The sequence below is a fragment of the Candidatus Paceibacterota bacterium genome (assembly GCA_028718635.1).
GTDB lineage: Bacteria > Patescibacteriota > Minisyncoccia > Phycocordibacterales > UBA9973 > UBA9973.
The window spans coordinates 618,896-643,423 of sequence record JAQULK010000001.1 but is presented as its reverse complement, the minus strand read 5'-3'; the positions used below and the strand labels follow the sequence as shown (position 1 = coordinate 643,423).

General features: G+C 37.9%; 21 protein-coding genes and 3 tRNA genes. 16 read left to right on the top strand and 8 right to left on the bottom strand.

Annotation, left to right across the window (positions count from 1 at the left end; translation table 11 throughout):
- Both PHT16_03445 and PHT16_03440 read left to right on the top strand, forming a co-directional pair.
- On the top strand, positions 1-3,414 hold the full coding sequence (locus PHT16_03445; protein MDD5721471.1) for a right-handed parallel beta-helix repeat-containing protein: 3,414 nt from the start codon (positions 1-3) through the stop codon (positions 3,412-3,414).
- Positions 3,415-3,441: 27 nt separating this feature from the next.
- Positions 3,442-3,621: an AbrB/MazE/SpoVT family DNA-binding domain-containing protein gene (locus tag PHT16_03440; GenBank protein MDD5721470.1), complete on the top strand. Its 180-nt coding sequence runs from the start codon at positions 3,442-3,444 to the stop codon at positions 3,619-3,621.
- Positions 3,622-3,970: 349 nt separating this feature from the next.
- On the opposite strand, the gene PHT16_03435 is transcribed toward PHT16_03440, so the two are convergent.
- The 7 genes from PHT16_03435 to PHT16_03405 all read right to left on the bottom strand — a co-directional run bounded on the left by PHT16_03435 (position 3,971) and on the right by PHT16_03405 (position 8,461).
- A complete protein-coding gene (locus PHT16_03435; GenBank protein ID MDD5721469.1) occupies positions 3,971-4,186 on the bottom strand; it encodes a hypothetical protein in 216 nt (71 codons plus the stop codon).
- Positions 4,187-4,421: 235 nt separating this feature from the next.
- Positions 4,422-4,592, bottom strand: a complete 171-nt coding sequence (locus tag PHT16_03430) for a hypothetical protein (GenBank protein MDD5721468.1) — start codon at positions 4,590-4,592, stop codon at positions 4,422-4,424.
- Positions 4,593-5,889: 1,297 nt separating this feature from the next.
- A tRNA-Leu gene (locus tag PHT16_03425) sits at positions 5,890-5,976 on the bottom strand.
- A 37-nt stretch (positions 5,977-6,013) separates the two neighbouring features.
- A tRNA-Cys gene (locus PHT16_03420) sits at positions 6,014-6,085 on the bottom strand.
- 25 nt (positions 6,086-6,110) lie between these two features.
- Positions 6,111-6,434 carry a ribosome-binding factor A gene (locus tag PHT16_03415; protein ID MDD5721467.1) on the bottom strand — a complete coding sequence of 108 codons (324 nt, stop codon included), beginning with the start codon at positions 6,432-6,434 and terminating at the stop codon, positions 6,111-6,113.
- Positions 6,435-6,485: 51 nt separating this feature from the next.
- Positions 6,486-8,003, bottom strand: a complete 1,518-nt coding sequence (gene infB / locus PHT16_03410; GenBank protein MDD5721466.1) for a translation initiation factor IF-2 — start codon at positions 8,001-8,003, stop codon at positions 6,486-6,488.
- 2 nt (positions 8,004-8,005) lie between these two features.
- On the bottom strand, positions 8,006-8,461 hold the full coding sequence (locus tag PHT16_03405; GenBank protein MDD5721465.1) for a DUF4446 family protein: 456 nt from the start codon (positions 8,459-8,461) through the stop codon (positions 8,006-8,008).
- A 107-nt stretch (positions 8,462-8,568) separates the two neighbouring features.
- Here PHT16_03405 and PHT16_03400 point away from each other — a divergent pair, with 107 nt between their 5' ends.
- From PHT16_03400 to PHT16_03390, 3 genes are all read left to right on the top strand, one after another.
- Positions 8,569-9,855 (top strand): cysteine desulfurase family protein, encoded by a 1,287-nt coding sequence (locus PHT16_03400; protein ID MDD5721464.1) that lies wholly within the window; start codon positions 8,569-8,571, stop codon positions 9,853-9,855.
- Between the two features lie 87 nt (positions 9,856-9,942).
- Positions 9,943-10,734 carry a hypothetical protein gene (locus PHT16_03395; GenBank protein ID MDD5721463.1) on the top strand — a complete coding sequence of 264 codons (792 nt, stop codon included), beginning with the start codon at positions 9,943-9,945 and terminating at the stop codon, positions 10,732-10,734.
- 76 nt (positions 10,735-10,810) lie between these two features.
- Positions 10,811-13,522, top strand: a complete 2,712-nt coding sequence (locus tag PHT16_03390; protein ID MDD5721462.1) for an AAA family ATPase — start codon at positions 10,811-10,813, stop codon at positions 13,520-13,522.
- 7 nt (positions 13,523-13,529) lie between these two features.
- On the opposite strand, the gene PHT16_03385 is transcribed toward PHT16_03390, so the two are convergent.
- Positions 13,530-13,612: transfer RNA gene (locus tag PHT16_03385), tRNA-Tyr, on the bottom strand.
- Between the two features lie 87 nt (positions 13,613-13,699).
- Here PHT16_03385 and PHT16_03380 point away from each other — a divergent pair.
- The 11 genes from PHT16_03380 (at position 13,700) to mnmA (ending at position 24,522) form a co-directional block, all read left to right on the top strand.
- Positions 13,700-14,368 (top strand): response regulator transcription factor, encoded by a 669-nt coding sequence (locus PHT16_03380; protein MDD5721461.1) that lies wholly within the window; start codon positions 13,700-13,702, stop codon positions 14,366-14,368.
- Positions 14,316-15,368 carry a HAMP domain-containing sensor histidine kinase gene (locus PHT16_03375; protein ID MDD5721460.1) on the top strand — a complete coding sequence of 351 codons (1,053 nt, stop codon included), beginning with the start codon at positions 14,316-14,318 and terminating at the stop codon, positions 15,366-15,368. The genes PHT16_03380 and PHT16_03375 overlap by 53 nt, the downstream gene beginning before the upstream one ends.
- 30 nt (positions 15,369-15,398) lie before the next feature.
- Entirely contained in the window at positions 15,399-15,824 is a 426-nt protein-coding gene (locus PHT16_03370; protein ID MDD5721459.1) for a hypothetical protein, read from the top strand.
- Between the two features lie 58 nt (positions 15,825-15,882).
- Positions 15,883-17,718, top strand: coding sequence for a translational GTPase TypA (typA, locus tag PHT16_03365; protein MDD5721458.1), 1,836 nt, complete (start codon positions 15,883-15,885; stop codon positions 17,716-17,718).
- A 78-nt stretch (positions 17,719-17,796) separates the two neighbouring features.
- Positions 17,797-18,828 (top strand): HTH domain-containing protein, encoded by a 1,032-nt coding sequence (locus PHT16_03360; protein MDD5721457.1) that lies wholly within the window; start codon positions 17,797-17,799, stop codon positions 18,826-18,828.
- 121 nt (positions 18,829-18,949) lie between these two features.
- Entirely contained in the window at positions 18,950-19,804 is an 855-nt protein-coding gene (locus PHT16_03355; protein ID MDD5721456.1) for a hypothetical protein, read from the top strand.
- A gap of 41 nt (positions 19,805-19,845) precedes the next feature.
- Positions 19,846-20,526, top strand: coding sequence for a transposase (locus tag PHT16_03350; protein MDD5721455.1), 681 nt, complete (start codon positions 19,846-19,848; stop codon positions 20,524-20,526).
- A 49-nt stretch (positions 20,527-20,575) separates the two neighbouring features.
- Positions 20,576-21,934: a hypothetical protein gene (locus PHT16_03345; GenBank protein ID MDD5721454.1), complete on the top strand. Its 1,359-nt coding sequence runs from the start codon at positions 20,576-20,578 to the stop codon at positions 21,932-21,934.
- Between the two features lie 3 nt (positions 21,935-21,937).
- Complete coding sequence (locus PHT16_03340) at positions 21,938-22,645, top strand: endolytic transglycosylase MltG (protein MDD5721453.1); 708 nt, start codon at positions 21,938-21,940, stop codon at positions 22,643-22,645.
- A gap of 7 nt (positions 22,646-22,652) precedes the next feature.
- The gene (locus PHT16_03335; protein ID MDD5721452.1) at positions 22,653-23,180 is read left to right on the top strand and encodes a 3'-5' exonuclease; all 528 of its coding nucleotides are present in this window, start codon (positions 22,653-22,655) and stop codon (positions 23,178-23,180) included.
- A 118-nt stretch (positions 23,181-23,298) separates the two neighbouring features.
- Positions 23,299-24,522: a tRNA 2-thiouridine(34) synthase MnmA gene (gene mnmA / locus PHT16_03330; GenBank protein ID MDD5721451.1), complete on the top strand. Its 1,224-nt coding sequence runs from the start codon at positions 23,299-23,301 to the stop codon at positions 24,520-24,522.
- Positions 24,523-24,528 lie beyond the last annotated feature (6 nt).

Genomic DNA, 24,528 nt, shown 5'->3' with positions numbered 1-24,528 from the left:
ATGTTGAATAAATATTATAAAATCTTTTTTGTTTTCGTTATATTCGGAACTTGCTTTTTATTTGTTAAGTCGGCAAGTGCGACAACGTATTATATAAGTGCTACTGGGTCAGATTCAAACAATGGAACTTCAATATCGACGACCTGGGCTCATCATCCTTGGGACGGTTCTGCGACTGGATTGTCTGCCTCTACTGTATTGGTAAGTGGTGATGAAATATTATTCAATCGAGGAGATTCATTCTCAAATGTTTATATAACAGCCGATGAGGGTGGCGTAACAACTCCAATAGTTACAGGAGCATATGGTACAGGAAATAAACCAATTTTGAATGCTATAACTGATACGAATATCCACGCTGTTTTATCAAACGGTAAAAGTAATGTAACGTTCCAGGATTTAGATTTAAGAGGAGGTGATACCAATGGTGCTTTAGTTTTCATGGGTTCAATGAGTGGCGGAATCGTACAAAGATGCGATATTACTAACGATTTAGGCACGGGCATTTATATCACCACTGGTGGTGTGACTGGCACTCAGATATTAAACAATACAATTGTTACGAGTGCGGTTGGGGCAAAAGGAGTTTATGTGAACACTGGAGCATCAACAGTTGTTCGTGGTAATACAATGACCAACTCTAATGTCACAAAAACAAATGCTGGATTAGTGGGCATTTTTATTACTGGAGTTTCCAGCAATAGTACAATAGATCAAAACATAATTGGTAGCACTGCGAGCAATGGTTTCAATTATGGTATCACTGTCGATACAGCGACAACGCTTAATATAACCAGCAATTCAATAGTGACAAACGGAACAGTAAGTCAGGGAATCTCCGTGACCACCAACTCGCACACTATAACGGGAAATACTATTACAAACACAAATTCTGATAAAACAAGTGCCGCTCTTATTGGGATATATTTGAATGGTAGTAGTAATTCCAATGTCTCAACAAATATTATCGGTACAAGTACCACAAATAGTTTTCAATATGGTGTTTTTTTAAATAATGCGAACTCCAATTCTATTTTTGGTAACAATATATCATATACTTGGAATTTATTAGAATACCCCACCATGAGTGGTTCCGGAATATTTATTGCTGGATCAAGTGCTACCAATAATATCTACAGAAACAATTTATTGGAAGGTCAGATAAGCGATGGGGTAACTTCTGGTAATGGAGGTAATAATTATTACTATAACCTAGTTAGAAACGCCCATGTTAACGGTCTTAACTTTACCGGTCAATCTACGATAAATACATCCACATTTTATAACAATACGGTTATTCATAATCCATCTGCCCCTGGAGGATATGGACATGGCATGGATACACAAACAAGTGGAAAAAAAGTAATCTTTAAAAATAATCTTGTCTATACGGAGGCTTCTCTCGGAAATAATTTACAAAATGTTTCAATTTCAGGACCTTATACTTCTGTCGGTATTGATAATAACTTGTATTATGCTCCTAATGGTGCGCATTTATCTGCGTTGAATGGTACAAATTATACTGATTTTAGCTTGTGGAAAACGGCGTTAATTAGTGATAATGCTATTACAGGAAAAGATGCTAATAGCATTAATGCAAATCCTTTGTTTCTAGATTCTTCGAGCAATATTTATTCTCTTCAAAATTTGTCGCCTGGCATAGATACCGGTACCAACCTTTCCTTGACCACTGATATTTCTGGCAACCATATTTACGGCACTCCCGATATTGGTGCATACGAATATCAACCACCATATACTATTGGCACAGATTTAGTTGACCCGACTGGTTCAATCAGAATTTATTCTGACGGAAAATATAGATACACTACAGCCACATCAAGCACACAATCTGCTAATTTTTCAGTTTCTCCTGTTGGCGGCTGGCCTTCATCTGATTACAGTGAGTATATAAATGTTACTCTTGATTCTTGGCTAACATCAGGAACAAAGAACAAGCAATGGACAGCCACCTCGTCTATCGCAACAAATACCATTTATACAATTGGTAATTTAGCATCGAGTAAGTATTACCAATTTAAATTAGACGGGGTAGCCTCCACAACTGCAATTACCGGTGATACCTGCACCAACGGGTTATGCCTTTCAGATTCTTCGGGTAATTTAACATTTACCTATACTGGGGGATATTCCACACACATTTTTGCTTTGGAACAAAATACAGGCGCGCCAACTAATGTAGGCATTTCGTCTATATCTATTGATTCAACAACTCAATTAACTATTACATCTCAGACGGCTACTGATGCAGACCCGGGATTACACTCAGCTCCATATTGGTTCAACGAAACAACAGGACACTCTGGCGGATCATCTTCTTCTGACTGGCAATCATCAACTTCTTTAATTGACTCCGGACTTTCCGCTAATACTCAATATACTTATCAAGTCAAAGCACGGGATAACAATTTAAACGAATCCGCTTTTTCTGATTCATTGTCTAGATATACTTTAGCTCCGATTCCAACTAATCTTTCCGCCTCATCAAATTCAAACAGTGTAACTTTGAGCGTTGATAGTTTTCCAAATGATACAAGCGGAACATCAGGATATTATTTTTCTCGTTCCGGTGCCAATTCTGGCTGGATACAAACTAACTCCTGGACAGATACCGGATTATCTTGCGGTCATTCATACGATTACTCCGTAATATATAGAAACGGTGACGGAACAGAAACTAGTTCAATTTCAATTACAAAATCAACGAGCGGGTGTGGAGGCGGTGGTATGCCAGCAGGTTGGAGTAATTTACCAATAACGCCGACAGGCGGATTCAAAGTTTTAGTAAATTCTGGAGCAGGTACAACTACAAGCAGAATTGTTAATCTCAACTTCAACGCTGGTTCAGATGTTAAAAAAATGGCAATTTCCTTGACCGGTGATTTCAATGACGCCAGCCAAGAAAATTATTCAGCAACCAAACAAATTGATCTTTGCTCAAAATTTGATGTGATAAAAAATCCAACTTGTCCCGCCGGAACATACAAAATTTATGTTAAATTCTTCACATACTATGGCCAATCGTCAGGTATTGCCTCAAGTACAATTATTCTAAAATCCAGTAGTACCCCGACGGAAAATTTGCAACAGACAAATAATTTGTCGCTTACCAATCCATTTACTAAATACTTGCAATACAGACAAACAAACGCCGATATTAAACGCTTGCAAATTTTCCTCAATTCCGATCCAGATACAAAAGTGGCCGATTCAGGCGCTGGTTCTCCTGGCAAAGAAACCAATTTTTTCGGTCTGCTCACTAAAAAAGCAGTAATCAAATTCCAAGAAAAATATGTAAAGGATGTTCTTGTGCCATGGGGTTTTATCAAAGGAACTGGCTATGTCGGCAAAACCACTTTAGCTAAAATAAATGAGTTAATGGGAAATAAATGATTCTCATGAAAGTATTCATGAACCACTATGCCAACACAAAAATCACAAAATCATAACATCAGAAAACTTTCCAAAGTTGCCGGAGGCAACAGCTTTTCTATAACCTTGCCGATTGAATATGTTCGCAAGCTAAAGTGGAAAGAAAAACAAAAATTGGTTGTTGAACTCAAAGCAAGACATTTGATTATTAAAGATTGGAAAAAATAGCCCCGCCTCAAAAGCCCGCGCGCATTCATTCCCCAGACCCCTTTCTGCGCGCGGGCCAAAAATAAAAACAGTCTGAGGCAAAGCGGAAAAATCCTTTCCCCCAGAAAAATAGATTTTCCGCTTTGCCGAAGTCCGAATTGAAGCCCCGCCACACTGCCTGAATACTTGGAAGGCAGAACACCAAAAAGAAAAATGTCCTTTCCATTTTAGAAAAAAATCCCCCCGCGAAAATCAAAAGAGCAAGGAACATTTTTTCTTTTTGGGGTTGCCGAGTGAAGCGAGGCAGTGGCGGGGCTTTGCGTCGAGCGTACGAAAAACTTTCACATCACCACGCGCTCCGCGCGTGCGATTACCTCACTTTGTTTTGAAAATAGGTCCTAACTTGGTATAATAGAGGCACCAGAATAGAACTAGACGGTTTTTCAGAAGCCAAAATGCGGGACGCGCGAAGCGCGTCCCAAGGATTCCCGCCGAATTCCCCCAACGAATTCAGAATTTTTGGCGCGCTTGCGCGCACTAATTTTTCGCCAAGAAGCAGGTTCGAAATCAGAAGCAATTTTGACATAGTATTTGCTTTAAATACAAAAAGAATTTTTGTCTTTTTTCTAAAAGTAGTATAATGACTTTGCGCACAATTATTATTAAGTAAAGTTAGCAGAAATGGTTGTGCTAGAACAATTTTAACTTTATTGTTGGGATTGTGCGCCTAGTACAACCATTTCTGCTTTTAGAAAAATATTATGCAAAAATTCTTTTTGTATGCTCGCAAGTCAACCGATGTCGAAGACAAGCAGGTTTTATCAATTGACGCACAACTCACCGAATTGCGGGAGTTCGCCAAGAGAGAAAATCTGAACATCGCCCAAGAGTTTATCGAAAAACAATCTGCTAAAATTCCAGGTCGTCCAATTTTTAATGAAATGATGAAGCGTATTGAAAAGGGCGATGCAGATTGTATTCTCTCTTGGCATCCAGATCGTTTGGCCCGCAATTCGGTGGACGGTGGAAAGATTGTCTACTTTTTAGACATCGGATTGCTTGTGAGCCTTAAGTTCCCACAGTTTTGGTTTGAAAGTACGCCACAGGGCAAATTTACGCTCTCTATGGCCTTTGTACAAAGCAAATACTATGTCGATTCTCTTTCCGAAAATACGAAACGCGGACTTCGCCAAAAAGTCAGAATGGGTATATTCCCAAGCCAAGCGCCAGTGGGTTATCTCAACGATTCACGAACAAAAACAATCGTGGTGGAAAAGAAAAAATCTCGCATCGTGCGCTTGGCTTTTGAGAAATACACAAAAGGAAATATGCGACTGGAAGATGTGTCATCATTTTTGGCAAAGTCCGGCGTTACCACTCGAACCGGAAAGAGAATCTCCAAAACCAAAGCGTCTTTTATCCTCTCTAATCCGTTCTATATCGGTTTGTTTAAATATGGCGGAGAAATTCATGAAGGTATTCATGAGCCAATTATTTCAATGAAACTTTTTGATGAAGCACAGGAAATGTTGAAACTCCGTGGACAACCCGAACGAAAACCACAAAACGAACCTCAACCATTTTGCGGACTCATTTCCTGTGCTTCTTGTGGGATGATGATAACTGGCGAACACAAATTCAAACGGCAGAAAAATGGTAATGTCCATGAATACACATATTATCGTTGTACAAAAAAATCTAAAACTATAAAATGCTCCGAGTCTGCCGTTCGAGAAAAAGAATTGGATCGCCAGTTATCATCCGAAATACAAAAAGTTTCTTTGCCCAAAGACTGGGCGGAAGAATTGTTAAAAATGGCAGAAAAAGATTTTAACAATTCCGCCCCGTCTTTGACTGCTTGTGTGAAAGAGAACGAAACAAGACTATCGGTCATTTCACAAAAGTTAGAGCGACTTCTTACAGGATATTTAGACCAAGTAATTGATGAACAAGATTATCGAAATCAAAAAGCAAAGTTGTTATCTGAAAAGAAGTCTCTCCAAGAAGAAATAACCTCTCTTTCACACAAGCAGAATGATTGGCTCGAACCGATGAAAGAATGGATAAAAGACGCTCAATCCTTGGACAAAATTGCTTCTGATGATGACCTTTTTGCAAAAAAGGTCAAAGCCAAAGAAATCTTTGGCTCGAACCTGCTTCTTGGCGAAAAATTAGTGCGCGCAAGCGCGCCAAAAATTCTGAATTCGTTGGGGGAATTCGGCGGGAATCCTTGGGACGCGCTTCGCGCGTCCCGCATTTTGGTTTCTGAAAAACCGTCTAGTTCTATTCTGGTGCCCAAGGTGGGAATCGAACCCACACGACCTTGCGGTCACAAAATTTTAAGTCTTGCGCGGCTACCAATTACGCCACTTGGGCAATTATTTATCTTAAAATATTTTAACATATTTTAATGAGGCCTGGGGCGGAATTGAACCGCCGTATATTCCTTTTGCAGAGGAATGCCTTACCACTTGGCTACCAGGCCTTTTTTTAAAGACTATTCAAGAAGTTTAACCATTTCGAAGCAGTTCGTCAATTTTTTGCCTATTTTTTTCTCCAAGATCTATCGACACATCCAGAAAGGGAATAATTTTAATCGGCATATTTTTCTTCAAATATTCCCGCAAATCTTTAAGCTTTCGCTTTACAAAATCCAACGCAGATTTTTCTTTGGAATCGGGAAGCACGGTGATAAAGATAGTCGCTCGTTTTAAATCAGGAGAGGTGGTGGCGGAAGTGACGGTGATGAGCGAAGTTTTATTATCCTCGCGTCCTAAAAATTGCGCTGATAATTCTTTAATCTGATTCGCTACTTTTTCATTCCTTTGGTTCATAATTTTTATTTTTTCCTCTCCTTGATAAGGAGAGGGCTAGGGTGAGGTGTATTATTTTTGAGTTATTGAAAAAGATTCTAATATATCTCCGGCGACAACTTCTATTTTTGACTCAATCATCATTCCAAACTCAGAACCTTCGGAAATTTCACTCGTTTTTACTTTATTTTTTTCAAGATTAACAATCTTTGCCCGGCCAATCTCAAACCCTCGTCGCATTATTCTAATAGCACTGTTTAGTCCTATTTGCCCTTCCGTAACTTTTCCTCCTAAAATTTGGCGTTCCTTAGTGCGACTGAAGGCTCGAATAATCTTTGCTCGGCCAGTTGTTTCTATGGTTTCAATTTTTGGTCTTCTTTCTTCCATTTGGATCTCCAACCACTTTGTCATTTGGTAGATAATATTAAAGAAGGAAATCGTTATGTCTCTTTTTTGGGCTGTATCAATTGCGCTTTTGTCTGCTTTTACATTGAATCCTATGACGATCGTGTCGCCAGATGACGCATTTTTTATATCGGATTCAGAAATGGGCCCGATCCCTTTTCCGACAATCCTGAATTCTGCATTTTTATTTATTGTGGTGCTGGTATCAGAGTTTATTTTAGAAATTTCTTTTTCAATCGCCTCAATAGATCCAGAGCCGTCAGCTTTTAATATTATTGGAATTATTTTTTTATTAACCACGTTTTCTCCCCCTTGAGAAGGGGGAGTGCCCGAAGGGCGAGGGGGTCTCTTTTCTATATACGCCACGGCGTCTCCCTTTTTTTGGAAAGTTTTAAATTGCGCGCCCACTCTCGGCATTTTATCAAAACCTACAATACGAATAGGGGAGGAAAAAGTAGCTTTGCTTATTGCCTTTCCAAGAAAATTCTCTATTATGCGCGTGGAACACATAGCGTCTCTGATTACCACAGTCATTCCATTTTTGATAGTTCCATTTTTTATTATCAAGGTTGCCATTATTCCGCGTTTGGAATCTAAGTTCACTTCAATTACATATCCAGATGCATCCAGAGAGCTGTCTCCAGTAAAGTTTTCCATTTCTGCTAAAATTAAAATAAGTGAAAGTAGTTCGTCCACTCCAGTACCGACTTTGGCAGAAATATCTACGGAAGGAATTTTTCCTCCATAACTCTCCAAATAGATTTCATGTTCGGCTAATTCTTTTTTTGTTTTTTCTATATCAGCGCCCACTTTGTCTATCTTGTTTATAGCGACAATGCATGGAGTGTCGGACTCGACAATAGTTTTCCATGCTTCGATAGTCTGCGGTTTTACGCCGTCCTCCGCCGAAACGACCAAAATGGCAATGTCGGCAATCTTTGCGCCACGTTCGCGCATTTTTGAAAAAGCTTCATGTCCTGGAGTGTCTATGAAAGTTATCTTGCTGTTTTGGTGCGTGACTTCATAGGCGGAAATTCTCTGAGTTATTCCCCCAGCTTCTTTTTCAGTAACAGTTGTTTTCCTTATATAATCAAGCAGAGTAGATTTGCCATGATCGATATGACCCATGACTACCACGACAGGCGGACGATTAACTATATTTTCTTTTTGTTTATCTTTTTCCATTATTATATTTGGGCTTTTTTCAAAACTTCTTTTTCCTCAGCTGTGAGTTCGTACTCGGATTTTCCATTTTTGATGGGCTTGGCAAATACGCTCATTCGTTCGCGAGAATATAAACTTGAAATCACCAAACCGTCATTTTCTTCATTAAGCATTCCAATAGCAAAACTTTGATTACTGCCTTGATCAGGAAAAGGATTGAAACGTATTGTCTCCAGTCCGCGAATGCTTTTTTTAAGTTTAGTGTTTATTCCGGCGATATCTTTATGCATCGCGTCCTTCGTTTTATTTAATTCGGCTATATTATTTTCTAATGAAATGATGTTGTCTTCCAAATCTTTTGCTTTCTTGCCAAGGAAAAATCTTTTTAAGCGCTTTTCTGTAACGATAACCCAAACGATTCCGAGTAGAATAATAATGCCAATCAAAATAAAAAAAACAATTTGAAGCTTTGTGTTCATCCCGTACGAAATCCTACCATTTATTTTTCACGGTAGAAGTGTTAATGTGATAATCAAATCCCGTAATTTCGTACGGGATTCATGTAATTTCAATATATACTATTTTTATGCCTAAATCAAATGAAATATATCTAGATTATGCCGCCAGCGCGTCGGCAAACTCTAGTTCTGTACATAGGGCTGGGGTAGAAGCAAAAATTAAACTTCAAAATTCACGGAAAGAAGTTTCTGATATTTTGGGCGCTAGACCAGAAGAAATAATTTTTACAAGTGGTGGTACAGAAAGCAACAATCTTGCAATACAGGGAGTAGTGTGGGCTTGGTTTGAAAAAGCATACGGAGGCAATTTCTCCGTACGGAGGAATTGCCTCCGTATGCCGCATATTGTAACAACTAACATAGAGCATCCATCGGTTCTTGAGACTTGCAAGTTGTTAGCAGAAAGAAAGCTGGCAGAAATAACGATCGTACCAGTCGAAGCAAATGGAATAGTAGATCCAAAAAAAATAAAAAAAGAAATAAAAAAAAATACTGTACTTGTTTCGGTAATGTATGCGAATAATGAAATAGGGACAATACAGCCAATAAAAGAAATTGCAAAGGCAATTAAGCATTGGAAGAACCTCACCCGCTTTCAGCACCCTCTCCTTAATAAGGAGAGGGTTGGGGAGAGGTGTATTTTCCCGCTCTTCCATACGGATGCAGTACAAGCGGTAAATTATCTAGATCTAAACGTGGAGAGATTGGGTATAGATTTGCTTTCACTTTCCGGCTCAAAGATACAGGAATCTGGCAGAGTCGGAGTTCTTTATAAAAAGAAAACGATTAAGCTTGCGAAGGTGTTCGGCGGGGGAGATCAAGAAGGAGGAATTCGTCCAGGCACGGAAAATTTGCCGGAGATTTTAAAATTTTCCTGTGCATTAAAATCAGCGCAAAATATTAAAGAACAAGAAAGCAAACGCTTGGAAAAACTTCGTAATTATTTTATGGAGAGGTTGCGGACGTTGGACGTCCGAAAATCGGACGTCCAACGTCCGCAAGGTTATATAATTAATGGAGATTTGAAAAATAGATTGCCGAATAATGTAAATGTAACATTTCCAAAAATTCCGAGCGATCTATTAGTGATTGAACTTTCTGCAAAGGGGATAATGACGTCGGCCAAGAGCGCGTGCAAGAGCGGGGAAAGCGGAGGATCTTATGTAATCAAAGCAATTCGTCAAGCACAATACCAAGGGTTCCCCTTGGTAAAACTTGCCAAGGGGAACCCTTGGTATGATGATACTGGTGGAGTGCGTTTTTCTTTAGGCAGAGATACAACAAAAGAGGATATTGATTATACTATAAAAGTTTTAGTAAAAATTTTGACTAAACTAAAAAAATGGTATCATTAGGGTATGGATCCCGTTAGAAGCCGCGGTCGCAGTTTTTGACGGGAAAGTAAATGAAATTATTATTGACCGCGACCTGCTTCTAACGGGATGGATATCAAGGAATTAAATAAAACTCAACTTATTTTGCTCGCTATCTTGCTTAGTTTTGTTACTTCCATTGCGACAGGTATAACGACTGTGACCTTAATGCAACAGGCTCCGCCGTCGATCACTACTCCGATTAATCACGTGGTCCAGCAGACAATTGAGAAAATTCAACAAGTGGAGGGGAAAAAAACAGTTCAAACAGTGGTCATCAAAGAAGAAGACCTGGTAGTAGATGCTATTGCCAAAAATAAATCCGCTGTGTTTTCCATAACTAAGGAAACCCAAGACGCAGATCTGAAAACTGTCGAAGTGGGAGCAGGAAGAGGGTTTGTAGTTTCTGCTGATGGAATTATTGCAGCCGATGCGACTCTCGTTCCCGACAAAGAAGTTTATTATGTAAAAAATGATAGCGGAAAATTCAAGGCAGATTTCATTTTAGCTGACAAGTCCGGATTTTCTTTTCTGAAGATAGGCTCTACAGTTGACGTGAAAAATAAATTATCTTTTTCAGTACCAGTTTTTGGGGATTTGGATAAAATGAAAGCGGGACAGAGAGTTTTACTTTTTGGCAATAGCATATCTTCTTCTATTTTTGAAGGGAATAAGAATGTTGACATCAATGTTACTAAATCAAATGCCGGAGGCTTAGTGTTAAATTTAGACGGAGAAGCTCTCGGCATCGCTCTCTTTAATGATATGACAAATTTTGCCTCAATAAAAACTATTACTGATGCTTTGGCATCGGTAACCGCGTCTGTAAAAACAGGTTCTTCTTCATCTAACCTTCAGTAAGACTTCATACACTTGACACGTAGTGTATAATGCAAGTATAGAGTTAAGTAAAAAAAATTAAATTATATAAAAATATATGCCACCATTAAATAAATTTACAACTAAAGCCAAAGATGCCATTAAAAAAGCCCACGAGCTAGCTATTGAACGCGGGGTAAACCATGTGTCTTCCTTGCATTTGCTTGGCGCGCTCTTGCTCCAAGAAGAGTCCATGGTGAATTCTATTTTAGATAAATTGGAAATTGATACGATACTTTTGACCGACTCGGTTTTAGAATTGATTGAGTCGCCGGAATCGCGAAACACCATTTCACCTTCGTATCAGATTTATCTCAATCCTGATTTAGCGCAAGTCATAGAACAATCAGCGAAACTGGCAGAATTTATGAAAGATGATTTCGTTTCAACCGAACATCTTTTTATCGCAATTCTCGAAGTCATGAGTGAAGCTCGCGAGACTTTGGCGCGATTTAGAATTCACAAAGATCAAGTAATGAAGGTCTTAGAGGAGCTTCGCAGTCAAAACATTACGGATGTAACTGAGCCAAAAAAATTCAAATTATTGATGAAATATACCCGCAATTTGACCAAGCTGGCAAGGGAAGACAAGCTGGACCCGGTTATTGGCCGAGACAATGAAATCACTCGCATAATGCAGATTCTTTCGCGCCGAACAAAAAATAACCCTATCTTGATTGGAGAAGCGGGGACAGGAAAAACCGCTATAGCGGAAGGGTTGGCGCAATTAATCGCAAAAAATAATACGCCTGAATCCTTGAAGGACAAAGAAGTCGTTTCTCTTGACTTGGGAATGCTCGTGGCCGGTACAAAGTATCGCGGAGAGTTTGAGGAGAGATTGAAAGGTTTAATGAAAGAGATCGAGAGATCGGCTGGAAAAATAATTCTTTTTATTGATGAGATTCACACTATCGTCGGTGCAGGCGGAGCAGAAGGCACCATGGATGCTTCGAATATGTTGAAGCCGGCGCTAGCGCGCGGAGAATTGCGGGCTATCGGCGCAACAACTTTGCGTGAATATCAAAAACACATAGAAAAAGATCCCGCTTTAGCTCGCCGTTTCCAGCCTGTCTATATCGATGAACCCAGCGTAGAAGATGCGACTGCAATTCTTCGTGGGTTAAAAGAAAGATACGAACTTTTTCATGGAATACGAATTACTGATGATGCCATCGTGGCTGCCGTCAATCTTTCTTCTCGTTACATTACAAATAGATTTTTACCTGACAAAGCTGTGGATTTGATTGACGAGGCTTCTTCCTCATTAAAGATAATGCTAGAAAACAAACCGCCGATTTTAGAAGATGCCAATAAAAAGACAATGCGTTTGGAAATTGAAAAAGAAGCTTTGAAGAAAGAGATCAGCTCTTTTAATGGAGAAGAAAAGCAAAAAGGAAAAGGACAAGAAAAAAATAATGAAATAAAAAATAGAATTAAAGAAATTGATAAAGAAATAGGCAATCTGTCCGAGAAGACAAAAGAGCTCGAATTAAAATGGCAGAATGAAAAAACAATCGTGTCTGAAATCAGAGATATAAAGAAAGAGCTTGAGAGCATCCGCTTAGAAGCTGAAGGCGCAGAAATGAAAGCGGATCTTACTTTAGCGGCTGAATTGCGCTATGGGAAAATACCTATGCTTCAAAAAGAGCTGGATGTAAAACTTGCCCGATTAAAGAAATTGCAAAAATCCCGCAGAATTTTGAAAGAAGAAATTACGGCTGAAGATATAGCCGAGGTGGTAGCTCGTTGGACAGGGATACCACTTACAAAGATGCTTGAAGAAGAACGTGAAAAACTTGAAAAAATGGAGGCTGAATTAAAGAAAAGAGTCGTGGGACAGGATAATGCTATCTCGCGCGTAGCTGATGTTATTCGCCGTTCTCGCGCCGGTATCGGAGACCCGAATCGTCCGATAGGTTCTTTTATTTTTTTAGGTCCATCAGGTGTGGGTAAGACAGAGCTCACAAAAGCGCTCGGGCAATTTATGTTCAATGACGAAAGTGCCGTTATTCGTGTAGATATGTCTGAATACACCGAGAGACATTCTATGTCCAAGCTTATCGGATCTCCGCCAGGCTACGTGGGTTATGATGAGGCTGGTCAGTTGACCGAAGCTGTTCGGCATCGCCCGTATGCGGTGATCCTTTTCGATGAAATTGAAAAAGCTCATCCAGAAGTTTTCAATATGCTTTTACAAGTGATTGATGAAGGAAGATTGACTGACGGCAAAGGAAGGGTAGTAAACTTTAAAAATACTATTATAATTTTGACTTCTAATATTGGTTCGCAATTTGTTGAAAAAATGGAATCAATTGGATTCTCTAATAACTCTCAAAAACAAGATTATGGCAACATGAAAGAAAAAGTTACAGAGGCTTTAAAGGATAATTTCCGTCCAGAATTTTTGAATCGCTTGGATGAAATTATTGTTTTTGATGTTTTGTCGGAAACCGCTCTAAAACAAATAGTTAATTTGCGAATCAAAGTCGTAGTGGATCGACTAAAAGCTAAAGGAATAAATTTTGAAATTTCCGACGGAGCGCTTTCTTACTTGTCGAAAGAAGGCTATAACCCGCATTATGGGGCTAGACCGCTGAACCGTTTGATTCAAAATAAAATTTTGAACGCAGTCGCGTCTTATATTATTTCAAACAAAGTTTCCAAAGGGGATACAGTGTTTGTTTCTGAGAAAAATAACGAGATCGTCGTCGAAACTAAAAAAACAAAAATCAAAAGCCCGATCCGAGTACGAACCAGATCCTCAGTATAATTCTTTGTGCGCCGGGAAGGATTCGAACCTTCGTAGCCCGAAGGCGAGGGATTTACAGTCCCTTGTATTTGACCGCTCTACCACCGACGCGTTGCATATAAAATAACATAAAATTATATTTTTTGCATTCTTTGGTCTTCATGAAGATTTAATCTTCGAAATGTTAATATATATAATATGAAAATATTAGTTGTTGAGGATAATAAAAAATTAGCTGAAAATTTGAAACAGGGTTTAATCCAAGAAGGGTACGCTGTTGACGTCATAGGAGATGGTTTGATCGCGGAACGTCGAATATTATTCAATCGCGATGAGTATGATCTTGTAATTCTAGACAGGATGCTCCCTGGCAAGGATGGAGTTATTATTTCTAATAATTGGCGGGAGAATGGTGTCGTGGTTCCTGTGCTGATGCTTACAGCACTAGATACTATTGATGATAAGGTCGTCGGCCTCAATGCAGGAGCGGATGATTATTTGGCAAAGCCGTTTGCTTTCAAAGAACTTCTCGCTCGAGTTCACGCGCTTTTGCGGCGTCCCAAACAATCTTTCTCTGATATACTTACCTTGGGAGAGATCCGCATCAACACAGCCAGCAGAACGGTAACTTATAAAAACAAAATTATTTCTCTTACGCTCAAGGAATTTATGGTGCTTGAATATCTGATGCGCAATAAAAATAAAGTAGTCACCCGTGATGAGCTTTATTCGCATGCATGGGATTTTGCAGATTCATCGTTTAGCAACACAGTGGATGTGCATATAAAAAATCTAAGAAAAAAAATTAAGGACAATGGAAAAATTATACAAACAATTCGAGGAGTCGGTTACAAAATGGAAGGCTAGCTTGAAAGACGATGAATTTTTCATAGCGCGGCTCAGGCTTACTTTTTATTATTCGATTACGGCAATCGTAATTTTAGGCAGTGCCAGTATTACGCTTTATAACACGATCCTTTCGAATTTTTCTCAATCGATTTTAGACAATATCTTTTTAGATGTGAATACCGCTAATTTGATTATCAATAGAACTCAAAATATATTGTTAAATCGTTTTTTGACGATAGATGGCATTATAATAATTTTGGTTATCGTCTTAGGATTTTTGCTTACTTATAAAACATTGGAACCGATCAAATCCAATATGCAAAAACAAAAGAGATTTATCGCGGATGCTTCTCATGAACTTCGTACCCCCACGGCAGTGGTCATCTCGGGGCTTGAAGTCGCTTTGAATAATAAAAAATTAGATTTCACTTTGGCAAAAAAAACTCTCGAAGATACTTTGGACGAGATGAGGGAATTTTCAAAACTCAGCAATACTTTGCTCGATATATCAAAATATGATGTGCCTAAATGCGTGGAATGCGAACCCCTTGATATAAGCAAATTATTAAAATTTATTTTAGAAAAAAGTGAGAATCTAGCTTCTAGTAAAGAGATTGCTTTTGAGAAAAAAATAATGGAACCTCCGGTAACTATACTAGGAAATAAAGTCGAACTCAGCCGGTTATTTTATAATATTTTAGATAACGCCATCAAATATACTCCTCCCAAAGGAAATATTTCCGTATCGGACAAAATTATTTCAAATAAATATGTTGTAACTATAAGCGATAGCGGGGTAGGCATTCCCAAAAGTATTATTGAAAGAATCTTCGATCCATTCTTTAGGGGAGACAAGGCAAGGAATGCGGACGGCGCAGGATTGGGACTTACTTTATCAAAAAAAATTGTTGAGAATCACAAAGGAACGATTTCCATAAAAAGTCAGGAAAACAAAGGCACAAGCGTCACGATTTCCCTACCTATCAGCGAAGCGAGTTTTCCTATTTCTTCATTTTAACTTCATCATCTTCCTTGTATGATGGTATATATGAAATATAAAAAACATATAGCGACAGGGGCATTAGCCATATCATTATTAGTTTCGGGTTCAAGCGTTTTTGCTTCTACTCCGCGGGATTTGGGTATAAAAAATGTACATTCGGCTTATCAAAAACAAAATAAGAATAAGCATAAAACAGGATTAAGGAAACAAAACAATGTAGCAGTAGGGGTTGTTTCCAATTTAACTGCTTCAGGTTTTACAGTAAATGTAAAAAACTTAAAAATTAAAACAACATCCTCAGTAGATGTGGCGACAAACGCATCAACTGTATATAAAAAAGATGGGATCTCGGCTTCTGCCACCGATATTTTGGCAGGACAAAAAGTGATCATTGTCGGGAATTTAGATAAGACAACAAATATTCTGACTGCTAAAATAGTAAAAATCGTCACCAATAAGAAGAATTTGTAGTTTTTAGAAAAATATGTTAATATAAAAGGAAGCTCAATATTTTTTTGGGCTCTTTTTTATGGAAATTAGAAATATAGCAATAATAGCTCACGTGGATCATGGCAAGACGACCTTGACTGATGCATTGATGAAGCAAAATGGTGGTCTTCAAGATGAAGGAGTATCAATGGATTCAAACGATCTAGAAAAAGAGCGTGGTATTACTATTTATTCAAAAAATACTTCCATCTATTATAAAGACACAAAGATAAACATCGTAGATACTCCTGGCCACGCGGATTTCGGATCAGAAGTGGAGCGGGTTTTGCGTGCCATAGATTCCGTGTTGCTGTTGGTAGACGCAGCAGAAGGACCGATGCCGCAAACTAGATTCGTTTTAAAAAAATCTTTGGAATTAGGCCTCAAGCCCATAGTGGTTATAAATAAAATAGACAAGCCGGCAGCTGATCCGCATAAAGTGCATGAAGAAATTTTGGAGTTGTTTTTTGAATTGGGTGCAAATGAAGAGCAAGCCAATTTTGAAACGATATATGCAATTGGCAGGCAAGGGAAAGCTTTCAGGCATTTAGGCGATGAATCAGCAGATCTTTCTCCTTTATTAGATCTAATACTAGAAAAAGTTCCTCCAGCTTCTGTAAACAAAGATGGCAAAATGTCTGCGCAAGTTTTTAATTTGGGTTATGATAATTTTTTAGGAAGAATGGCAGTGGCTAGGATTTATTCCGGGAAGATGATATCAGGCAGCCAGGTTTTTATAAAAGGCAATATTGACGGCGAGGAGAAAATCCGCCGGGGGAAAATTACAAAACTTTTTGTTTTCGAGGGGATAAATAGAAAAGAAATAGATTCTGCAACTTCGGGTGATATCGTTCTTCTGGCTGGAATTCCGGATATTTATATCGGAGAAACCATATGCGAGGACGAGAGCGTAGAGATATTGCCGCACATCGCTATCGATGAGCCGACTCTTTCTCTTAATTTTTTAGTAAATGATTCTCCTTTTGCAGGTCTTGAAGGCAAGTTTGTCACTTCAAGACAAATCAAAGAAAGATTAGAAAAAGAATTAGAGATCAACGTCGGGCTCAAGGTTGATTTCCTGCCTGCCGGCAGGCAGGTTCTCCAGAACCAAAACGAAAATAAGTCAGGCCCCTCATTTTTTAAAGTATATGGCAGAGGAGAATTGCACATCGCAATACTGCTTGAAAATATGAGAAGAGAAGGTTTTGAAATGCAAGTTTCTCAACCAGAAGTTATTATAAAAGAAAAGAATGGCGTGAAGACAGAACCTTATGAAGAGCTAGTGATCGATGTTCCGATGGAATTTTCCGGAAGCGTTATAGAGAAAATTGGCAAAAGACGAGGCATCATGAAAGACATGGTAGAAAAAGAAGGTATTGCTAGAATTATTTTTGACATACCGACACGCGGACTTTTGGGATATCGCAGCGAGTTTATCATAGACACTAAAGGGGAAGGGATAATGAGTTCAAGAGTTACAGGATTTAGAGAATATGCAGGAGAGATAAAAAAGAGGGAATACGGTTCTATGATTTCGATGGTTTCTGGCAAAGCGGTAGCCTTTTCTCTTGCAAACTTACAAGAACGTGGTATACTGTATATAGGTCATGGTACGGATGTTTATGAAGGGATGGTGATTGGTAACGTTCTTAAAGGAGACGACATGTCTGTCAATCCTACAAAAGGAAAACAGCTTACCAATATGCGAGCTTCTGGTACTGATGAAGCGATAACCTTAAATCCTACTTTTATTTTAAGTATCGAACGAGGTCTGGAGGTGATGAATAGAGATGAATACTTGGAAATTACGCCCAAATCCGTCAGACTTCGCAAGAGATTTTTGACGGAAATTGATCGAGCTAGGGCAAAAAGATAAAAAAATACTTGTCCCGTACTAAATTTTTGATTACGGGATAATAAGATAAAGTTTATTAATTAAAATTTTAGTACCGGGATGGCAACAATAACTTTTAAACCTCAAAAAATAACCAAAAAAATAACTGCACACCTTAATGATCGCACTTTGGATGTGATATTGAACCGTTTTGGTTTGACCGCTGATGGCAAGAAAAAAACTCTCGAAGAGATTGGAAAAAAATATAAAATTACAAGGGAGCGCGTTCGCCAGGTTGAAGAGGCGGCTATAAATCTTATCAAAAAATCCGATGCTTATAAAAACGAGCAAGCTATTTTTGACGAGTTAAAACAAATAGTTCATAACCTGGGGTCAATCGTTGCGGAACATGAATTCTTGCCTTATATATCTAAAGATAAGAATACTCAAAATCATATAAACTTTTTCCTAGCGCTAGCTGATGTTTTTAAAAAACATCGTGAAGATGAACATTTTCACACCCGTTATAGCATAGATGATGCCATGGCTGACAAAGTGCATGAAGCTCTTCGAAAACTTTACGCCAGTTTGAATGATGAAGATCTTATTCCAGAAACAGAAATGATAAAGAGGTTTTTTGATCAAATGAAAGATTGTTCTGTAGAATGTAGAGATGAAGAGATGGCAAAAAGATGGCTTTCTATTTCTAAAACTATTGCGAAAAATAAATTGGGGGAATGGGGCAAGGCTTCTTCGCCCAATATCCGCACCCGTGGAGTGAAAGATTATGCTTTTCTGGTGATGAGACGCCATGGTTCGCCTATGCACTTCAAGGAGGTGGCGGATTCTATTTCTAAAACTTTCGGCAAAAAAATACATTACGCAACCTGTCACAATGAGCTTATTAAAGACTCTCGCTTTATTTTGGTTGGCAGGGGAATATATGCTCTTTCTGAATGGGGCTATAAGGCAGGTATTGCCCGGGAAGTCATTCAAGATATTCTGAAAAAATCAGGAGAGCCATTATCAAAGGACGAAGTGGTCAAAAGAGTGATGAAAGAAAGATATTTCAAAAAAAATACTATTTTAGTGAATCTTGCCAATTCAAAATATTTCAAGAAAAACAAAAACGGACTTTACACTGTAGCGTAAAAATTTCTTTTTTTTATTCCCAGACAGCGCCTAAGACGCTGTTTGGTTTTTTTGTATAAAAATTTTATTATGTTAAAATTCATCCGATAAGGAATCAGCTGATTTTATATTCAAAACCCTGATGTCTAAAAAATTCAGGAAATTTGCCGTAACTCCTGAATATATTCCTAAAATTTACGAAGCTATAGCAAATAGCATAAAAAATAATTTACCGATAAAATTAATTTTTCCATTTGGTGGTTATAAACTTTGGCGTCTGGAAGAAACTCCGGAGGCGGATTGGTCGGAATTATTTACCTTGATGTATTATACGAATTGGCTAAAGCCAATAGCAGAAGTATATAAACCTGGGGTAGAATTTGATTTCAGTTCGGATGAAATTATTGTGGAACGAATGAATAATATTCCAAAAGCTTATACGGATAGTTACGCCAAGAGTTTTATTGCAATTGTTGATTTTCTTAAGGACTATCTGCCAGTAAATATAAAATTTACTCTTACACCAGTAAGGTCATATTATCAACCTGAAGAATTTGAAAAAGACTTAAAAGAGAAAATCATATTAATGGAAAAAGAATTGGGCGGACTTCCTAAATTAGATGATCGTCATAAACATATGGTTGAGTTGAATGTACGTTTAAAGCCAGGTCAAGACAAAGATCCTCTATGGAGAGAAAAAATAGAATTATTACATCAGTCGTATTATACAGTCCCTAAAAGACGTGCGTACAATCGCGCAAAAGAAAAAATAATAGTTTTTTGTATGAAAATGGCAAATTGTATACCAGTCGGAACAACAAAAACCTCCGTGGCTAAATTTTGGCCAGGGATTGGAGTTTTAAAAAAGATAGGGGATAGCTACCAAGAATACGTGCTTTCTCCTTCTCAAATTGCATCTAGTAAAATAACAAAAGAAAACATATCAATAAAAGGTTTAGATTCTAAAAACTTTAAAACAATAAAAATAATGAGTTAATCAGACAGCGCCTTAGGCGCTGTCTGTGTTATACTTACAGAATGAGAAAACAACCAATCGTTACGGGCGAGTACCACCATATTTACAATCGTGGAGTAGATAAAAGGGATATTTTTCTTAATAGGAAAGACTTAGATCGCTTTATTGAAAGTATTTCTGAATTTAATCAAACAGAAATTATCGGTAGCATAAGAAATGCAAGAAAAAATGAAGATAAGACCGTGCCTAAGGCGTTGTCTAAGGTATCCAAAGAGCCATTGGTTTCTTTTGCTACTTATTGTTTAAATCCGAATCATTTTCATTTTGTTTTAAAACAGTTAGTGGATGGAGGTATAGCTAAATTTATGCAAAAATTGCAAGCGGGATATACTTCCTACTTTAATATTAAAAATTCTCGCACAGGGTCACTTTTTCAAGGAACCTTTAAATCGCAAATCATTAGTAATGAAAATTATTTTAACAAAATCATTGGCTATGTAAATAAAAATTATCAAATTCACAATATTCCAAAAAATAAAGTAACTCTTTCGATTGCTAGTGATTACGAATACGAGAATAATAATTTTAAAATTGTTTCAAAAGAGGAAGGAAAAAGGATATTAGAAATTTTTAATGGGAGTAGAAATTTTAAAAAACATTGTGACGAAATTGTTTCAATAGTTAGAAAGGAGAGAGGAAAAACTTCTCTACTTGAAGAAGAAGATTTACCAGACAGCGCCTAAGGCGCTGTCTGGGTTTGTTATTTTTGGGTACATACATTAAAATAGATGAATGGCGGAAGCAAAAACGGGGCCAACTATTGAGCAAAAGATTTTTGATTTTATAAAAAATTATTGGATTGGGATTGTGGTTGTGATCCTGGGTTTTTTGATTTGGAGATACAACCTCGAAATAGGGGTTTTGGCCTTGGCCGGAACGATATTTTTAGGCTGGCTCGCTTGGAAGCTTTGGGTACATTATGTTCAGCAGGATTTTATTTCTGGCATAGAGTTTGTGTTGCTTGAAATAGTCCCACCGCGCGAGGTATTGCGAAGCCCGAAAGCAATGGAACTTTTTTTTACTAATGCCCTTTATCATTGGAGTATAAAAGGAGGCAAGGAAGAATTTTGGCAAGGCGCTGTCTGGTTTTGGTTTTCATTGGAGATAGCGTCTATCGACGGACAAGTACATTTTTATATACGAACGCCTTCACGCATCAAAGATCTTATCGAGACTCAGATGTATGCGCAATATCCGCAAGCGCAGGTAAAAGTAGTTGAGGATTACACTTTGGCTGTGGATGAGATTAGTCCCGAGAGCGCTTGGAATGGCTGGGGATGCGAGTTTAAATTGACAAAACATTTTGCTTATCCTATTAAAACATATGTTGATTTCGGATTAGACAAAGACCCAAAAGAAGAATTTAAAGTTGACCCTATTTCTCCAGTGATAGAATTTTTCGGTTCGCTCAAGAAAGGGGAGCAAGGATGGATCCAGATCGTCATTACACCAAAACCAGGTTCTGATAACGTTCCACATAGCTGGGTAGAAGAGGCAAAAAAAGAAATGCTCAGATTTTTGAAACCATATACTGCTGTTAAAGATGATTTTAAGGGTGAGGGACCAAAAAGAATAGAGGTTCGTGTTGCTGATTTTTTGAAAAATGCCGTAGCGGCAATGTCTGCCAAAACTTCCAAGATAGGTTTTGAAACTGGTGTTCGCATAATGTATATAGGAAAAAAAGAAGTATTTAATTTGAGCAATAGAAGAAACATGCGTCTCCTCTTTCGTCAATATGCCAGACCTGATTGTAATGAATTTTATCGTATAAATTCAGCTCAGGCGGATTTTTATAGCGGTACTTTTCTTGCCTCTAATGAAACGGTGATGATGCTGGCAAATAGAATGCTTCATGAATATCGCGAGCGTGCCTTTTTTCATCTTCCGCTTCGGCATCATCTTTTCTCAAAGCATCATTGGAAATGGCCTTTTGATTCTGTAATAAATGCCTATGCTCATCACGAAACTTATGTTTTGAATGTTGAAGAGCTTGCGACAATCTGGCACTTCCCAGGTCAGATCTTGAAAGTTCCTACACTTGAACGTATCGAATCCAAAGAAGCTTCTCCGCCTACGAATTTGCCAATATAAATTATGGAAAATTCTTTTTTACTGAAAGAACTCGTACGTGTCGGGAAAATAGTTTTAGGCTTACTTTGCCTTATTGCTTTTTTGGTTCTTGGTCGAAGGGAAATTTTGCGAATTGAAAGAAATCAGCATTATGGAAATATTGTGCCGATTTCAATTACTATTCCGGAAGGTTTCAACTTGAATCAAATAGCGAATGTATCTGCTTTAAAATTAAAAAATTTCAATAAAGATAAATTTTTTCTAGAAGCAAGGGATCAAGAGGGGTATCTTTTTCCGGATACTTATTTCTTTCTTAATAATGCAAATGAGGCGGATGTGATAAAATCCATGAGTGAAAATTTCAATAAAAAAATCACTTCTCTTTTGCCTGAAATTTCTTCAACAGGAAAGTCTGAAAAAGATATCATCACAATGGCTTCAATCATTGAGGGGGAGTCAAAAGGAGACGTAGACAGGGGAGTAATTTCTGGAATTTTATGGAAAAGAATCAAAATCGGCATGCCGCTTCAAGTAGATTCCGCGCCAGAGACTTATAAAACAAAGGGATTGCCGGAGAATCCGATCAGCAATCCAGGGCTCGCGGCCATAATTGCCTCTATCCATCCGCAAAATTCACAATATCTTTATTATCTTCATGATAAAGATGGTAATATACATTATGCAAAGACTTTTACAGAACATAATCAAAATATAAAAAAATACTTGAAATAAAAAAATCATGAGAAAACACAATTTTGCTTTTATTGATATAGAAACCACTGGCTTAAGTTTACTGAAGCATGAGATTATTGAGATTGGTTGTGTGTTTACGTCATCAACTCTTGATGTGATTGAGGAATTTGAATTAAAAATTAAACCGGAATACATTAAAAACGCTGACCCAGCTGCTATTAAAGTGAATCATTTTAATCAAGAGGATTGGAAGGATGCGCTTGATCTAAAAGAAGCGATAAAAATTTTTTCTAAAAAAGTTAAAGACTGCATTATGGTTGGACACAATGTTGCCTTTGATGCAGGATTTTTAGAATATGTCTTTAATAAAATCGAGACCATAAATACCATGCATTATCATAAATTAGATACGATCTCTATCGCTTGGGCGAAGTTGCATAATAATAAAAATTTTGAGCATTTTTCTTTGCGTGAATTGTGCTTGCATTTTGGTATTAAAAACGAGCGTCCACACTCTGCTCTCTCTGATGCCCGTGCGACCTTTGAGCTTTACAAAAAGCTGATGGAATCGTAAACTCAAATATAATGTTTTTAAGGGGTTTCGAGCGCGACGGCGCGAGAATTTCAGGATTTTTTAAGCTTCAAAAAATCCGTACCGGCAAAAATATTATATTTGAGTTTACGAATAAAACATGAAAAAGAAAAAAATAGTTTTTGTGGGACTTTCGGGTGGCGTAGATAGCGCTGTTTCGGCAGCTTTGCTAAAAAAGCAAGGCTTTGAAGTTGTGGGAGTATTTATTAAAACATGGCATCCGGATTTTTTGGCTTGCAATGAAGAGCAAGAACGTATGGATGCAATGCGTGTGGCAGCAGCTTTGGATATTCCTTTTCTTACTTTTGATTTTGAAGATGTTTATAAAAAAGAAGTGGCTGATTATATGATTCGAGAATATAAGCTCGGACGGACACCGAATCCGGATGTGATGTGTAATAAAGAAGTAAAATTTGGAGCTTTCCTTAAAAAGGCTCTTTCAATGGGGGCAGATTTTGTGGCTACTGGTCATTACGCAAAAGCTGAAAAGATGCTTCTTTCTCACGGCTCGCACTCTATCTTGAACATGGCTGACCGAGCTTTGGTTGCGAATGCCGAAGAAAGAACATCTTTTCAGCTTGCGAAAGGTAATGATCCTGCAAAAGATCAAAGTTATTTTTTGTGGACACTCAGGCAAGAGCAGTTAAAGAAGATTTTATTTCCCATTGGAGATCTCAAAAAAACTGAAGTTAGAAAACTTGCTAAAAAATTCAAGCTTTCTATTGCAGAAAAAAAAGATAGTCAAGGCATTTGTTTTCTGGGAGCAGTGGATTTAAAAGAATTCTTAAAACATTATATAAAAGAAAAAAAGGGGAAAGTGTTGCTTGCCCCGCAGGAAGCGGGGAATGAAAATGGAAAAGAGATCGGCTTTCACGACGGTGAAGTTTTTTATACCTTAGGAGAGAGGCATGGTTTTACTATCACAAAAAAGACACCGACAGATGGAGCCTATTATGTGGTGGACAAAGATATAAAGAAAAATATTTTATATGTATCACAAGACAAAAACTATCTAAAAAAGAGTCCGGATATTTTTCTGCTGAAAAATTCCTCAAGACTCGCGCCGTCGCGCTCCGTAGCCTCTTTTTCAAATAGTTTTTCTCTTGTTTTGAGTAGTATCAATTGGATTTCTAAGATTCCAGAACAAAATAAAACCTATACTGCGCAAATTCGTTATCATGGGGAATTTTTATCTTGCAAAATAATTTGCGGAAGTAAGGCTTCTGCACAAGTGATTTTTGAGAAGCCTGTTTTAGTTGCGTCTGGTCAATCTTGTGTCATTTATGATGGTAATGTTTGCTTGGGTGGTGGAGTAGTTGTATAATTATCC

Excerpts from the sequence above, each read along its gene's own strand:
- PHT16_03445 (MDD5721471.1), top strand. The coding sequence starts at position 1 with ATGTTGAATAAATATTATAAAATCTTTTTTGTTTTCGTTATATTCGGA.
- PHT16_03440 (MDD5721470.1), top strand. The coding sequence starts at position 3,442 with ATGCCAACACAAAAATCACAAAATCATAACATCAGAAAACTTTCCAAA.
- PHT16_03435 (MDD5721469.1), bottom strand. The coding sequence starts at position 4,186 with ATGTCAAAATTGCTTCTGATTTCGAACCTGCTTCTTGGCGAAAAATTA.
- PHT16_03430 (MDD5721468.1), bottom strand. The coding sequence starts at position 4,592 with ATGCCAAGAGAGAATACAATCTGCATCGCCCTTTTCAATACGCTTCAT.
- PHT16_03415 (MDD5721467.1), bottom strand. The coding sequence starts at position 6,434 with ATGAACCAAAGGAATGAAAAAGTAGCGAATCAGATTAAAGAATTATCA.
- infB (MDD5721466.1), bottom strand. The coding sequence starts at position 8,003 with ATGGAAAAAGATAAACAAAAAGAAAATATAGTTAATCGTCCGCCTGTC.
- PHT16_03405 (MDD5721465.1), bottom strand. The coding sequence starts at position 8,461 with ATGAACACAAAGCTTCAAATTGTTTTTTTTATTTTGATTGGCATTATT.
- PHT16_03400 (MDD5721464.1), top strand. The coding sequence starts at position 8,569 with ATGCCTAAATCAAATGAAATATATCTAGATTATGCCGCCAGCGCGTCG.
- PHT16_03395 (MDD5721463.1), top strand. The coding sequence starts at position 9,943 with ATGGATATCAAGGAATTAAATAAAACTCAACTTATTTTGCTCGCTATC.
- PHT16_03390 (MDD5721462.1), top strand. The coding sequence starts at position 10,811 with ATGCCACCATTAAATAAATTTACAACTAAAGCCAAAGATGCCATTAAA.
- PHT16_03380 (MDD5721461.1), top strand. The coding sequence starts at position 13,700 with ATGAAAATATTAGTTGTTGAGGATAATAAAAAATTAGCTGAAAATTTG.
- PHT16_03375 (MDD5721460.1), top strand. The coding sequence starts at position 14,316 with ATGGAAAAATTATACAAACAATTCGAGGAGTCGGTTACAAAATGGAAG.
- PHT16_03370 (MDD5721459.1), top strand. The coding sequence starts at position 15,399 with ATGAAATATAAAAAACATATAGCGACAGGGGCATTAGCCATATCATTA.
- typA (MDD5721458.1), top strand. The coding sequence starts at position 15,883 with ATGGAAATTAGAAATATAGCAATAATAGCTCACGTGGATCATGGCAAG.
- PHT16_03360 (MDD5721457.1), top strand. The coding sequence starts at position 17,797 with ATGGCAACAATAACTTTTAAACCTCAAAAAATAACCAAAAAAATAACT.
- PHT16_03355 (MDD5721456.1), top strand. The coding sequence starts at position 18,950 with ATGTCTAAAAAATTCAGGAAATTTGCCGTAACTCCTGAATATATTCCT.
- PHT16_03350 (MDD5721455.1), top strand. The coding sequence starts at position 19,846 with ATGAGAAAACAACCAATCGTTACGGGCGAGTACCACCATATTTACAAT.
- PHT16_03345 (MDD5721454.1), top strand. The coding sequence starts at position 20,576 with ATGGCGGAAGCAAAAACGGGGCCAACTATTGAGCAAAAGATTTTTGAT.
- PHT16_03340 (MDD5721453.1), top strand. The coding sequence starts at position 21,938 with ATGGAAAATTCTTTTTTACTGAAAGAACTCGTACGTGTCGGGAAAATA.
- PHT16_03335 (MDD5721452.1), top strand. The coding sequence starts at position 22,653 with ATGAGAAAACACAATTTTGCTTTTATTGATATAGAAACCACTGGCTTA.
- mnmA (MDD5721451.1), top strand. The coding sequence starts at position 23,299 with ATGAAAAAGAAAAAAATAGTTTTTGTGGGACTTTCGGGTGGCGTAGAT.